8 protein-coding genes are annotated in these 14,140 nt (G+C 49.1%); 2 read left to right on the top strand and 6 right to left on the bottom strand.

Translation table 11 applies throughout. The features are described 5' to 3' along the window. The first annotated feature begins 163 nt into the window (after positions 1–163). Positions 164–1,282 carry an NADH-dependent flavin oxidoreductase gene (locus V5J77_RS09945; RefSeq protein ID WP_338555619.1) on the top strand — a complete coding sequence of 373 codons (1,119 nt, stop codon included), beginning with the start codon at positions 164–166 and terminating at the stop codon, positions 1,280–1,282. An 83-nt stretch (positions 1,283–1,365) separates the two neighbouring features. Here the strand turns inward: V5J77_RS09945 and V5J77_RS09940 are convergent, their stop codons facing one another. Further along, on the bottom strand, positions 1,366–2,391 hold the full coding sequence (locus V5J77_RS09940) for a hypothetical protein (protein ID WP_338555618.1): 1,026 nt from the start codon (positions 2,389–2,391) through the stop codon (positions 1,366–1,368). Between the two features lie 527 nt (positions 2,392–2,918). Here V5J77_RS09940 and V5J77_RS09935 point away from each other — a divergent pair. Further along, positions 2,919–4,022, top strand: a complete 1,104-nt coding sequence (locus tag V5J77_RS09935) for an NADH:flavin oxidoreductase (protein WP_338555617.1) — start codon at positions 2,919–2,921, stop codon at positions 4,020–4,022. Between the two features lie 342 nt (positions 4,023–4,364). Here V5J77_RS09935 and V5J77_RS09930 read toward each other — a convergent pair whose 3' ends face one another. The 5 genes from V5J77_RS09930 to V5J77_RS09910 all read right to left on the bottom strand — a co-directional run bounded on the left by V5J77_RS09930 (position 4,365) and on the right by V5J77_RS09910 (position 14,135). Further along, the gene (locus tag V5J77_RS09930) at positions 4,365–5,105 is read right to left on the bottom strand and encodes a nucleotidyltransferase family protein (protein WP_338555616.1); all 741 of its coding nucleotides are present in this window, start codon (positions 5,103–5,105) and stop codon (positions 4,365–4,367) included. 27 nt (positions 5,106–5,132) lie between these two features. Beyond that, positions 5,133–6,317 (bottom strand): hypothetical protein, encoded by a 1,185-nt coding sequence (locus V5J77_RS09925; protein ID WP_338555615.1) that lies wholly within the window; start codon positions 6,315–6,317, stop codon positions 5,133–5,135. Between the two features lie 62 nt (positions 6,318–6,379). Next, positions 6,380–7,246: a hypothetical protein gene (locus V5J77_RS09920; protein WP_338555614.1), complete on the bottom strand. Its 867-nt coding sequence runs from the start codon at positions 7,244–7,246 to the stop codon at positions 6,380–6,382. Next, positions 7,243–12,810, bottom strand: a complete 5,568-nt coding sequence (locus tag V5J77_RS09915; RefSeq protein WP_338555613.1) for an amino acid adenylation domain-containing protein — start codon at positions 12,808–12,810, stop codon at positions 7,243–7,245. Before V5J77_RS09915 ends, V5J77_RS09920 begins: the two co-directional genes overlap by 4 nt. After that, positions 12,807–14,135, bottom strand: a complete 1,329-nt coding sequence (locus V5J77_RS09910; protein ID WP_338555612.1) for a glycosyltransferase family 4 protein — start codon at positions 14,133–14,135, stop codon at positions 12,807–12,809. Before V5J77_RS09910 ends, V5J77_RS09915 begins: the two co-directional genes overlap by 4 nt. Between the last annotated feature and the right edge of the window lie 5 nt (positions 14,136–14,140).

The raw sequence follows: 14,140 nt of genomic DNA, 5'->3' as shown, positions 1-14,140 counted from the left end.
GTGAAGGTCACGCATGAGCAACCTTATTCGCTCCGCTTTCCTTTCCCGCTGCTATCATATAAAATAAAGCGCATAGTATTTGGCAATAAACTATGAAAGAGCCGTTTCTTGTCTTTTTATTTTAAGACGGTGCCTGCTCTTACGCGATCAGGAGGAAAAGAAAATGAAACCGCAATTTCAGCCTTTATTTGAACCATTCACTTTCGCGAATGGCATGACTGTACATAATCGTATTGTAATGGCGCCTATGACAACCTGCTCGTCCAACCCGGACGGCACCGTGCCTGATGAGGAGCTCGCCTACTACAGCCGTCGCAGTGCGGGGCCCGGCATCGTCGTTACAGCTTGCGTCTACGTAAGCCGCAACGGTAAAGGCTTCCCGGGCGAATTTGGCGCGGATACCGACGAGATGATTCCGAGCCTTAAGCGTCTGGCCGATGCGATTAAAAGCCGCGGCGCTAAGGCGATTTTGCAAATTTTTCATGGCGGAAGATCCTGCTTCCCCGGCCTAGTGCCGAATGATGATTTAGTGAGCGCCAGCAGCATTGCCCAGCAGGAAGGCGGTATTGTACCACGCGAGCTAACCGAGGAGGAAATCAAAGCGATTATCGCCGACTTTGGCGAAGCGACCCGCCGCGCCATTGAGGCTGGCTTTGACGGTGTGGAAATTCACGGCGCCAACGGCTATTTGCTGCAGCAATTTTATTCCCCGGCTTCCAATGTGCGTACCGACGACTGGGGCGGCTCCATCCATAAACGGATGGCGTTCCCGCTCTACGTCGTTGAAGCCGTTCAGAAAGCGGCAGCTTTGGCGCCACAGCCATTTCTGGTGGGCTATCGCTTCTCGCCGGAGGAGCCTGAAGAGGAAGGCTTGACGATGGAGCATTCGTACCATCTCGTTAACGCTCTAATCGAGCAGAAGCTGGATTATTTGCATGTGTCGCTTAATGATTTCTGGTCGAAGCCGCGCAGAGGCGAACAGGATTCACAAAGCCGCATGGCCTGGTTCGTCGAAAAATACAGCGAGCACATTCCATTCATCGGCGTTGGCGGCATCACAACTGCTGAGGAGGCTCTGCAAGCGAAAAACTCCGGCGTGCCGTTCATCGCCCTCGGCCGCGAGCTCATTATGGACCCGGATTGGACGGAGAAAATCAAGCAAGGCAACGAGCAGGCTATCGTGACTACGCTATCCAAGCAGGATCAAGAGCGTCTTGTCATTCCTGATGGCTTATGGGGAGCGATTACGCACGCGCCAGGCTGGTTTCCGATAACGGAATAAGCTATATCGACTAAACAAGGGCTCTCCCGTCAAGGCGATAATGACCTGACGGGAAAGCCCTTATTTTGATTTATGAAAAAAAATTAAAATACATCGTTTAGGCCTGTCCGCAATGTCAAACCCCAGCCAAAACTTTCGCTTTGCGCTATCTCCGCACGAATACGGTTTTCACCAGCTTGCCATTTGACAACTGCCTGATAAAAGTCTCCAGAAATTCTTCCATCGCTTGACGGCGGATTCCACTGCCAGCTTCCTTGGTAAATTTCCTGATCATTAATCCACAGCCGAAGATGATCGCTAAAACCAAATGAAATAACGGATTCGTGATTGGAAGGAAGCTGAATCATACTTCTAGCCTCTACCGTGCTCCCAGGCTCTGCTGTAAACCAGCGATTAACATTGAGTATGCCGTTCTCCTCCACCTTCGCCTTCAGCCAGCGCTGCTCTGCGGGAGAGTTCTCTCCTTGTAAATAAGGCTCTGACAGCATCCATTCTCTTACCGTAGTATCCGCTAAGACAATGTCTTTGCCTTGCTTGTACATTTCAGCTCCGCTTTCATTCAGTGGCCGTGGCTCGATTTGTTCAATAGATAAATCTCGAATATAGCTATGCATAAAACTCCAAAAACCAATTTTTCCTGGCCTGCCCCCATGCTGCAATTTTGTCACAATGAGCTTTGGTTCGGAATCATCGCCCAAATAAACCAACGCACCGTTCGGATGCACCTCAATCGCGAGCTTCTGCCAAACCCCCGTTGTGTTAGGCAATGCTTTCTGATAGCGGGCTCCATTATATATTTGCCAGGTCATTGACCCATTCATAATCGGATCATATTGAATTTCGACGGGAGCCAAATAGACGAGCTCATAATTTTGGGTATCCACTGCTCCGAATATAAAGCCAATAAAGCCGACCTTATGTGGAATCGCCACCTCGGCCTTCAAACGGAAGGAGGTAAACGGCAGCTCCTCGCGCAGAAATACGGCAGCATTCATCTTTTCTAAATACAAGCTCTTATGACCTTGCCATTCCGCTGCTGTTGCCTCGGAATCTCCCAAGTCGAAATGCTCCATATCATCCCATAACTTATATAACGATTGAATCGCCAAGCAGCATCCATCCTTTCTTTCCATTATTCCCCACTATTTTACACGCGATGCTTTTGTCCGTTCAACCCATTTAATAGATTAGACAAATAACAATTTGACATTTCTATAAAAATAGATATACTAAGCCTCATGGATACTTTATCAATACTTAAAGCTGTGTCTAACGAGAAACGGTACCATATTTTAAAATGGCTGAAAACACCTGAGGAGCATTTCGGGCCTCAATGCCATCTAACCGATGCTTGTCAGTTTGCTGGAGGGGTCTGCGTCGGTTCGTTTGCTGAAAAATCGGGTCTAGCGCAATCCGTTATATCCGGCTATTTAGTGAAAATGCATAAAGCAGGCTTGCTAGAGTCAAAGCGGATCGGACAGCACACTTATTACAGACGCAATGAAGCTAACATTCGGCTTTTCAAAGAAATGATTCAGGATGAGCTATAACCTTGCTTATGCCTGTTCATTTCATGCTTTTATATCTATTTTTATAGAATTATAGATTTTCTATTCGATTAGGAGGTTTTTTATTTATGAGTTCCAGTCAATCGTTGTTTAAGCCGTTTTCTGCAGGTTCGCTTTCCCTGCCTAACCGTATCGTAATGGCACCGATGACCCGCGGTTTTTCTCCAAATGGCGTTCCGGGTGAAGATGTTGTCGCCTACTATAGACGCCGCGCCGAAAATGGCGTTGGCTTAATCGTAACAGAAGGCACGCTGATTAACCATCCGGCTGCCACCGATAATCCAAATATCCCTAACTTTCATGGCGAGGCTGCATTAAATGGCTGGGCGAAGGTCGTCGAGGCGGTTCACGCGGCTGGCGGCAAAATCGTTCCACAGATTTGGCATGTTGGCACAACGCGCAAGGTCGGCTCCCATCCGAACCCAGAGGCATTGCCGATCGGCCCTTCCGGCGTTACCGCAGAGGGTGAGGTCGTTAATGAGCCTTTGACTGAGGCTGAAATTAAAGACCTTGTTGCAGCTTACGCGCAAGCAGCTGCCGATGCAAAGCGGATTGGCTTTGACGGCATTGAGCTCCATGGCGCGCACGGCTATTTGATCGACCAATTTTTCTGGGAGAAAACGAATAAACGGACAGATCGTTACGGTGGCGATATGCTGTCGAGAACACGTTTTGCCGTCGAGATTATCGAAGCTTGCCGCCAAGCTGTAGGGCCTGATTTTCCAATTATTATTCGCCTCTCGCAATGGAAATCGTCCGAGTACACAGCTAAGCTTGCGAGCACTCCTGAGGAATTAGGACAGTTTCTTGCTCCGCTTGTAGAAGCTGGCGTAGATATTTTCCACTGCTCTACCCGCCGCTTTTGGGAGCCGGAATTTGAAGGCTCGGAGCTCAATTTTGCAGGCTGGACGAAAAAGCTTACAGGCAAACCAACGATTACGGTTGGCTCCGTAGGGCTAGATGGCGATTTCATGAGCCTCTTTACCGAAGGCAAGGGCGCAGAAAACGCCAATGTGGATGATCTAGCTTCTCGCCTCGATGCAGGCGAATTTGATCTTGTAGCAGTCGGCCGCGCCCTGCTCGTCGATCCTGCATGGGCAGATAAAGTCCGCAATGGACGGCAGGATGAATTAATTCCGTTTACGCCTGCTGCTTTGCAGTCGCTGCACTAAGACACGTTTCCACGGTAAATAACAAATGCCCAGCGCCTCCTTTTTCACGGATTGGAGGAGCTGGGCATTTTACGATTTTTACTCCTACAAAGAAAAATAGGCTTGGCGGACACAGCAGCCGCTAATTCAACGGAATCACGGGTTATGGCAGAGGACGCGGACACAAGAGTCGTTAATGTCCCGCCAATAGCCATTTTAACGGGAAGATGCAGGTCATAACGAATCTCCTGTCCGCTCACAGCATGAAATCGGTTCAAAAGCCAAAATAGCGGAACCTCAGTCCTCCAAATAGGAGTGGCAGAGCGAGTTCGGCTTGCCTGCACGCCCTAGCCATTTTACCAATTAACTCTGCTTTGCGAACAGCTTCCTCGCCTCGTGATAGCTCTCCAATGTCCCAATATCAAAGCGTTTCCCTTCAAACTTGTAAGCATGAACCTCTTTATGCCGAATCAGCCAAGGAACAAAGTTGCCTGGCGCATCAGGGTTATTGCCCTCTGCCAAATACACCTTGATTAAAGGAAGTGTAGACTGCTGGTAAATATAAAAGGGAGGACAGGCCAGCTTCGATTTGGGCTGTGCCGGCTTTTCCTCAAAATCAATAACTCTACCCTTAGCATCCATCTGGATAACACCTGTGCGTCTAAGAAAATCGCTGTCCTCCATCTCATGGGCTGCAATCGTATCCGTACTCGCCCTTTGATAGAAACGAACCATATCAGCTAGCTCGAAATCAAAAAGATTGTCGCCAGCCATGACCAGAAGCTCATCGCCGAGCTTTTCCTGCTCCAAGACAAACTGCAAGTCGGCAATAGCTCCCAAGCGATTCTCGTTGCTCGTCGTCCGATCATCAATGACTTTAATCGGCTTGGTGTAAGCTGATTGTCTCGCCCAGTCTACAAAGTGGCTATAAAAACGGGCATTGGTCACAATAAAAATCTCGTCAATCAAGCTAACCCTTTCGATTTTCTCCATAATATGGTCCAAGATCGCTTTCCCTCCAACCTCCAGAAGAGGTTTTGGAAAGTCCTTTGTCAAAGGATAGAGACGAGTTGCGTAGCCCGCTGCTAAAATAATTGCCTTCATTCGTATTTCCCTCGCTTCTAAACCCCATTATATGATTCGCGCGCCATCATCGGTTTTGCTAAAGCACACCTGATACAAATCCTTATACGCCGGATGCTGCTTTGGATATTGTGCATCAATGGCGGCTTTGATTTGCTCCTTATACGCCGGGTCCACCAGCCCAATACAGCAGCCTCTGTAGCCCGCACCGCTGAATCTCGCTCCATATACCCCTGGCGTTTGCTTAAGGATTTGAAAAATGCTAATTAGCTCTGGACAGCCGCATTCATAATTATGAATGGAGCTTTCTCCTGATTCAAGCATCAGACTGCCGAATTTTTGCAGGTCCCCCCGCTTCCACGCCTCGGCGCCTTGCTTTACCCGTTCATTTTCGGTAAAAAAATGCTCCGCCCTCTTCTGAAATCTGCCCTGCAAGCCCGATTTATGCGCCTGATAAACCTCATACTCAATATCTCTAAGCTGGGTCCCCTTCAGGTTTTTCATAGGCAGGCCAGCCATCTCGTGCAAAAGCCATGCAGCTACCTTGCATTCATCTACACGGTTATTATAGTCGGTCCCTATCAATGCCTTGCTCACACCAGAATAAACAATGACGACTTCAAATTCCGGCATCGCTTGCGGCCTTTCGATCAGCTCGTAGCTTTTGGTTTTGGTATCCATCACGGTCAAATAGCCTTCACGGCTTAAAATATTGATGGACTGATCCAGTATGCCATTATTCAGCCCGATAAAATGATTCTCTACCCAGTGGCTATAGTTGATTAACTCAAGCTGCGGGAGTTTGATTCCGTTCACATCGCAAAGAGCCAGAAGATAGGCGGTTGTTACCGCCGCCGAGGAGCTCAAGCCGCCAATAGGATGCTTGCCTCTAACTAATGCATAAATACCGTGCTTTAATATATAGTTCTTTCTTAGGGCCATAACAGCCCCTCTTAAATAGTTGCCCCAAAATCCCGGCACCATCGCCGGAACCTGCTCCAGATGAAAATACTCCTCATCGGGAAAATCCAAGCTTTGAACCTTTATATACTCCTCTTCGTTCTGAACATAAACCATATCCACCGAAATATCCAGCGTCATTCCGGCTACCATTCCAGCTTGATGATCCACATGTGCCCCGAAGGGACAAAAACGAAGCGGCGATTTAATCGTTTTAACCGTATGCTGCAATTGAGGATATTTGAGCTTTAACCGTTGTGCCAAATGTTCCATTTCGTACACCCCTCTTTTTGTGAAGGTAACGTAGGCCATATATCGGGGCAATCTGCCCTTTTTCAGCCTTTTTTCAGCCTTTTTAGAAGCAGTGCCCTTTTCTCTGGCGAAAGCTTGTCCAGCGCGGAGGGACGCTCTTTACTAGAGCTTTGCTCCAACGCAGCCTCCGAGGCAGCTTCCAAAAACATCGCTGAAAGTGCTGTCCCAACCGCAGCTATAGGAATATCCGTCAAATACTTTTCCTTATACGCTTTCAAATGCGGCTGGTTAACTCGCTGCTCTACCGTTCGCAATCCTCTGGTCGACTTCATGTGCGCGATGGTTATATCCGCCGTCAATTCAGTACCCGTATAGGACACCAAATCCTCCTTGATCGCATAGACCTGATAGCCGCCCTTATTGATTAAACGTGATAATGCCGGGCTTTCCTTGTGAGTTTCCGTCCCATAATACATTTCCTCTCGCCATTCCCGTATAAAAGAAGAGGCTTTCTCGATGGAATTAATGACAAAGAAGGACGCGATATATTCACAAAAGGCTTCCTGCTCTTCACGGTGGCAGGCGACAAAATCAGCATTTTCCGGTATCAAATGGGTAAAGTCAGACAGGAACAGGCAATCTGAATCAATCATAACGGTAGGCAGTGAATCCTTCTCAATAACCTGCAACAAAAAAGCGGTTTTGGAGTATACATTTTTGCGCCAGTCCTCATCGTGAAGCAGCACATGCTTCGTATTCAGCTCGGTTGATACAATTTCCATCTGCGGAAAAACGGACAAATATTTTTTATCGTCCTCGGTAAGTCCAGTATCATAAACGTAAAGCTTATGGATACGGCTTAAATCAACATTGTCATAAAAGGAATTGACAAACAGCTTTCCAAAGTCAAAATAATCACTGTTTAGTACGGTCATTACATTAAATATCATAGCTTTTTCCCCCTGCTAAAAACGTTCTTACTCGCCAGCTGCTTGTTTATCCGCTCCAGTTCCCGGTCTTCCTCCTGCTGAATGCGATCCTTATCCCTTATAAACAGCGGCCCCGGAATGGCATCAGGTAAAATATCATCCATATAGCGCAGTGGATTGTATCTTAGCCCAAGAAAGCTCCAGGCCGCCATAAATACGCCGATTAAAATAAACAGCAGGCCTATTCCACGTGTCGGCCCCGTGCCCACAATCCACCCCAGGCTCTTAACAAGCTCTGGATGATCGACAAACAGCGGTTTGAATATTTTGTCCGACAGCAGTCCGCCAATATAGTAGCCCAGCGGAATGGTAGGCAAAGCGAATAGCTGATTGATTGAAAATACCCTTGCAAGCAGCTCGGCCCGCACCTTGGATTGAATCAGCGTCTGCCAGTGGGCGTTTGTCATCGACAGCGAGACGCCATAGACAAATACGCCTGCCATGACCAGCCAAGTTATTGGCGTAAGCCCCATTACAATGTAGGAAAGACCGATAACCAAGCTAAAACCAATCATGCCCTCCGCTCTTCTGCGCGTACCGCCCCACAGCCCCATAGCCACCCCGCCTGCGAGTCCCCCTATGCCAATAGCTGAGGTCACCATGCCGAGTACAACGGTAGATCCAAAGGTTAGCACGAGCGGAGTGATGAGGACGTTGGCCATGCCCAGCATCAAATTGGAAATCATAAAAAACAAAATCAAGGCTACGAAGCTTCTGCGCTTTCTGATGAAATTCCAGCCTCCGGCCATTTGAGTAAAAAAGGGCTCCTCCATTTTGCGGAATAGAGAATTTGGAAATTTTATAAAGAGCAAGGTCGAAATGGCAAACATGAAGGACAGGAAGTCGATGATCAGAATGCCCGACAGCTCAAAGGTCATGACGAGAACGCCCCCGAGCAGCGGTGCAAGCACTTCGCTTGAAGAGGTGGCGAGCTGCACAATGCCATTGGCTTGCCCGAGATAGCGCTTGGGCGCAATTTGGGCAACTGCGGCCAAATAGGCCGGACGCTGAAAGGCATTTGCAATGGATAAGGCCGCTACTGCGACATAAATATGCCACGTCGAAAGCGCGTTGCTGTAGAAAAACAAGGCAATCATTATCGTGACTAGCGCAGAGCACACATTACTCCAAATCAATATAAGCCTGCGATCCATTTTGTCCGCCAGAACACCCGCAAATGGAAGCATTAAAATACCCGGCAGGCGGTGGAAAACCAGCGTTGCGGCAAAATCCATAATGGCGCCTGAATGGCTGTAAACCCATAGACCCATCGCAAACCCCGTTAAGCTGGAGCCCATCATGGAAATAAACTGTCCAAAAACGAGGATGAAAAGCGTTTGCAAATTCGGAAGCACCTCCGGCGATGCTGCCGTCCCCCGATGATTTTGCTTCTGACTTTCCTCGCTCCCCTGTTTCTCCTCATTCGCCTTCTGCTGCTGCCACGCTTCTAGGCCATTTTCAATACAATCAGCTACGTCATGGGACTGGTGCTTGAAGAAATAATGTCCCGCATTCGGGATTAGGTCTATATCCACATGGCTGCTGAAATACTCCCAATCCTTATACTGCTCCTCGTAAAACTCGGTCGTTCTGTCCCGTTCGCCGATGAGGCAGAGCAGCGGCGCCTTTAATTTTTCATGCTTGGCATCGGCATACCGATCAGAGTAATAACGCTCGCTTTCACGGCGGTCATGCCTGAGGCTGCGGATAATAAAATCCCGCTCCTCTCCTGACAGCGTCTCGCTGAAGCCGCCCAAGGAGCGAAGCATATCCATATAAGCACGGTTCGAAATGCGGCGGTCCCGTGGCAATAGCTTATTCCACAGCTTGAACAGCTTGCCCGGAAGCTGGGACACAGGAAAATTCCCTCCCATAACGACGCCAGCCAGGTTCATATTCTCCTGCTCAAGAAGCCTCGCTATTTCAATCGCCAGAGCGCCTCCAAGACAATGCCCATACACAACAATGGATGGAGCGGCAACCTTGTCCTTTATTTCCTGCATACAGCGCCTTGCTACCTCTTCCAAAGGCTCAAGGCGCTCATCTTTATTGCTAAAATCATGTCCGGGAACTTGAACCGCATATAAGGCATAATGATCCGCCAGCGCATCGGCCAGCGGCTGGTAGGAAATTGCGCTCCCGCCAGCAAAGGGAATACACACGACAGCAATCTCCTCAGCGGCGCTCTCCCCCCTCGAAAGACGGTGGAGGACGTCCCCGCTGTCCGTGCTGCCCTGCGAAACGATAGCAGACAATTCCCCAATCGTCGGATATTTAAACAGGTCGATAATGCTTAGCGCATGATCAATTCCCCGCACGACCTGGACCGCCTTGAAGGAATCTCCTCCCAGACTGAAAAAGTCATCGTTAATGCCTATTCTCTCGATGTTCAAAACCTCTGACCAGACAGCAGCCATCCTCGCTTCCAATTCATCTCGCGGCGCTTCATAGTCGCTTTCAGAGGCTGCTTCTACGGCATTCGGAGCTGGCAGAGCGCTGCGTTCCACCTTGCCATTGGCGTTCAGGGGCATTTTATCCAGCTCCATAAATACCGCAGGAACCATGTAGCCCGGAAGCTTCTCCTTCAGACCGTTCCGCAATGCGGATAGGTTAACCGGCTGGGAGCCGCCCTGCACATAGTAGGCAGCGATCTTTTTCTCGCCGCCAGCATCTTCATGAACGGTCACAAAAGCATCGTTGATGCCGGGGTATTCGAGCAGCGATGATTGGATTTCTCCTAGCTCGATTCGAAAACCCCGGATTTTCACCTGCTCGTCGACTCTGCTCAAAAACTCAATAATGCCGTTTTCCAAATAACGCACAATATCTCCGGTTCGATAAAGCCGTCCGCCATTTGCCGCATCGAACGGATTGGGAATAAACTTCTCAACGTTTAATTCCGGTCTGCCTAAATACTCTCTGGCAACTCCCGGCCCGCCAATGAATAGCTCGCCTGGCACTCCTATAGGCGCCAGCTGCATTTTATGATCCAGCACATAAATAGAAACATTTGGCAGCGGGCGCCCCAGCGGCAGCACCGACGTATGCTGAGCGGGCCTTTTCTCGGTTACGGTATACGTCAGCATGGACACCGTCGTTTCGGTCGGCCCATAATGAATTTGAAGCTCCGTCTCGGGCTTAGCCGCTCTGATATCATCAATCATGTCCCAATAGGAGGGCTCGCCAGCAAGGATAAGCCGTTTATTCGGAATAATATCGCGCAGATTCACCCGTTCTCGCAGCGCCTTGAAATGACTCGGGACCATTTTGATGACATCAATTCCGTGCTCTCTGAAATATTTGGCATACTGCTGAGAGTCAACGGATTGGTCATAGGTCAAAATATGAAGCTGTCCCCCCGTGTTTAAGGCTGCCCACACATTAATAGTGGCGAGGTCAGCGGCAAAGGTGGAAGCAATCGCATATTTAAGGCCTGGCTCGACATTGAGCCTCTGCATGACGCCGAAATAGTAATTCAGAAAATTCCCATGCTCTACTGCAACGCCCTTCGGCTTGCCTGTAGAGCCTGATGTATAAATGATGTAAATCAGATTGGAACGCTGCAGCGGCACCGTCATATTGTCACTGCTCTGCTCGGCGATGGCAGGCCAGTCCGTGTCGAGATACACCCACTGCGCCGCTTTCGCAGCGCCGAAGGAAACCACCAAATGCTCCTCGGCAACTACAATATCAATGGAGGCATCCTCCAGTATGTACCTGATACGGTCGACAGGAAACAAGGGATCAATGGGGACGTAGGCTCCGCCTGCTTTCAAAATGCCAAGAATAGCGACTACCGTTTCAAGCGAACGCTCAGCCAATAAGGCTACACGTGTTTCAGGGCCAACTCCTTTAGCCGATAAATAGCGGGCAAGCTTGTTGGCTCTTTGGTTAAGCTCCTCGTATGTGTAACACCTGCCCTGACAAGCAGCGGCAATAGCAGCTGGACTTTTCTGCACTTGCTCCTCGAAAAGCCGGTGAACATACGGAACATCAGGATGATTTTTGTGTTCAGAAAAGCTCCATTCAGAGATTAGTGTTTGTTTTTCTAGTGGGGTAAGCGTCTCCATGTCATGAGCTTTTAAGTTAAAGCCTTCGGCCATAGAGGAAATAATCTCCATATAATGGCCAGCCATGCGCTGAATCGTTTCGGGAAGGAATAGATCGGTGTTGTAGGTCAAGAAGCAGGTCATTTCGCCTTCAATGTACTTGACGGCCAAATTCAAATCAAACTTTGTCGTATTGTTGCTGCGCAAAAAAGGACTGACCTCCAGCTCGGCAAGCTGCAAAGCTGTTTTCTCTATGCTTTGAAAATTAAACATTACCTGAAAAACAGGAGAATAGCTCAAATCACGCTCAATTTGCAATTCCTCCACAAGCTTCTCAAAGGGAAGCTCCTGGTTTGCCACGGCGCCCATAACCGTTTTTTTGACCGTTTGCAGCAGCTCCCTGATCCGGGGATTGTCCTCCAAACGAACTCTGATCGCCAGCGTATTAATGAACAAGCCCATCAGGTTTTCAACCTCTTTATGGGTACGCCCCGCAACCGGAGAACCTATGACGATATCATCCGCTTGGGTATAACGGTTAAGTAAAATAGCAAAAGCCGTTAGTGAAAAAACAAAGGGGGTTATCGCTTCTTCACTGGCAAGCGTCTGAATTTTGCCTGCCATGCCTTCTGGAATAATAAATTTATGAACCTTCCCATTATAGGTTTGGACATCTGGACGGGGAAAATCCGTCAGCAATGGCAGACACGGTGGAGCTCCCGCCAATTGTTCCTTCCAGTACTGGGTCTGTCTCTCTGTCACTTTTCCCTCTAATAGATTCCGTTGCCATTGCGCATAATCCATATACTGCACGGGAAGCTCCGGGAGCTCCGGCTGCCGGCCATTGGCAAAGGCATTGTAAAAACATTCGATTTCCCTGTTCAACACACGCAAGGACCACATATCCGACACGATGTGGTGGATGACGATAATCAGATAGTGCTCTTTTTTGGAAGCAGATAGCAGCGTCACCCTTATTGGCAAATCGTTAGCCAAATCAAACGGATTATGCACCTCTTCGTGAACAAAGTCCTCGATCTTCTCCTCTAGCTGCTTTCTGGTGAACGCCTTTACCGATTTCTCGTCTATCACAACGAGCGGATTGGAATGACGGCAGCACTCCACCTCATGCTCGCGATTACGATAAACCATCTGCAATATTTCATGCCTGCTTACAATCGCATCGAAGGTTTGCTTAAGCGCATTCAAGTCCACCCTGCCCACCAGCTTGGAAACAAGATGGGTATTATAGGCGGCCTTGTTCGTATGCCATTGATCAAGAAACCAGAAACGCTTCTGCGAATAGGAGGCCATAAAGCGGTCTTCGCCGGTTCTTTCCAGCCGGGTGATCTTCAAGCTTTGCGCCGGCTGCTCTGCCCCTTGTTTTTTCATCCTCAGAGCCAGCAATGCCTTCTGTTTGTCCGAAAGGCCACTCCATTTTTCTGCAACCGCGTTGTTATCCAATCCTTTGCTCATTGGTCATTACCCCGGCTTTGATTTTTTTTATTTAACCTTAAGGCAAGCAGCGCCTTCTGCGCAGGAGTAAGCTTATCGGTCATTTGGGCAACGGTGCTCTCTTTAGCAGCAGGGACAAGGACGGTTTGCTGCCTATTTTCCGATGCAGCCTGCAAATTCAGCAAGTAGGCTTCAACACGCCTGCTTCCTCCCCTATTTTCCACATAATCCAGAGCCGCTTCCCGTGAACGCCTTGATACATCCTCATAGTGCTTCCTGTCACTCAATAATCGTCCAAGTGCCTCCTGCCACGGCTGCATAGGCTGCTCTGGTATGTCCGATACGGGCAGACTGCGTTCATCAACAGCCTGTTTGTAGCCCTTAATTGGATTTACTGGAAGCACATACTCTACTCCCAGCTTGGCTTCTGGATTTCCTCCAACGTCGCTTGCCAGAACAGGGATGCCTCGCAGCATAGCCTCAACGATCGTCCTTGATTTGGCCTCCGCCCATAGGGACGGCACGAGCATAACGCGGGTTTGGCAAAAAAGCTTGTTCATATCGTCTACTGGATCAAAAATACGAACGTTTTTGAGCTCCAGCAGCGCTTTCATATCTTCGGAGGTCGTCCCCCATGTCGGGATGGCGGCAAATGACAGCTCCGGAAAGGAGCGCGCCAGCTCTAGAAAAATGGATATCCCCTTGTAAGCACACGGGTTAACCATGGCCACATAGCCCTGCTCGAAATTACCATAGTTCGGAAAGGGCCCATCGCCAAACAAGGAAATGGGCAGCACCTCTGCTTTGAGCTTGGCCCACTGCCACATATAGTCCTTGAGATAATCGCCTACGACAACAATGGCTGCCGCTTTGCGCAGCAGCTCCGTCTTATCCGGCGCCTCTATAAAACAATCCGGTCCAAAGGGCAGATAGAGCGTTGTTCTGGCGAGGTAGACGACTTTGGAGGCTGCATGGTTTACAGCCGCCTCCAGCAGTACATGCCCCACATCCTCCGTAGAAATTAAAATTCTATCGGGAGCAAAGTCCTCTATTTGCCTGATTAAATAGTTTTTCAGCCTTGCGCTGTCCATCGCTGCTCGCACCTTCACAGCATGAACAGCAACACCTTTAAGCTGGAAGACGGACACTTCGGGACTTGAGGATATGACCTCAATCTCACCATCACCCGGCTGGTCTTGTTCTGAGGCACTATTGACCAAGGCTGTAGAAACGACGCGGCACTCATGCCCTAAGCGGCTTAATGCTTCCATAAGCGTTCGGTTAGATTTATTGGCTCCGCCCAGTGCAGGATAATAGGATGCATTTTGTGCTAGCAACAGCTTCATGCCCT

Origin of the sequence: Paenibacillus sp. KS-LC4 (genome assembly GCF_036894955.1) — a bacterium.
GTDB lineage: Bacteria > Bacillota > Bacilli > Paenibacillales > Paenibacillaceae > Pristimantibacillus.
The sequence above is the reverse complement of the archived record's forward strand: the minus strand, read 5'-3'. Positions and strand labels throughout refer to the sequence as shown.

What these genes read in the sequence shown, in the direction of transcription:
- V5J77_RS09925 (WP_338555615.1), bottom strand. Translation starts at nt 6,317, where the DNA reads ATGGAACATTTGGCACAACGGTTAAAGCTCAAATATCCTCAATTGCAG.
- V5J77_RS09935 (WP_338555617.1), top strand. Translation starts at nt 2,919, where the DNA reads ATGAGTTCCAGTCAATCGTTGTTTAAGCCGTTTTCTGCAGGTTCGCTT.
- V5J77_RS09910 (WP_338555612.1), bottom strand. Translation starts at nt 14,135, where the DNA reads ATGAAGCTGTTGCTAGCACAAAATGCATCCTATTATCCTGCACTGGGC.
- V5J77_RS09945 (WP_338555619.1), top strand. Translation starts at nt 164, where the DNA reads ATGAAACCGCAATTTCAGCCTTTATTTGAACCATTCACTTTCGCGAAT.
- V5J77_RS09920 (WP_338555614.1), bottom strand. Translation starts at nt 7,246, where the DNA reads ATGATATTTAATGTAATGACCGTACTAAACAGTGATTATTTTGACTTT.
- V5J77_RS09915 (WP_338555613.1), bottom strand. Translation starts at nt 12,810, where the DNA reads ATGAGCAAAGGATTGGATAACAACGCGGTTGCAGAAAAATGGAGTGGC.
- V5J77_RS09930 (WP_338555616.1), bottom strand. Translation starts at nt 5,105, where the DNA reads ATGAAGGCAATTATTTTAGCAGCGGGCTACGCAACTCGTCTCTATCCT.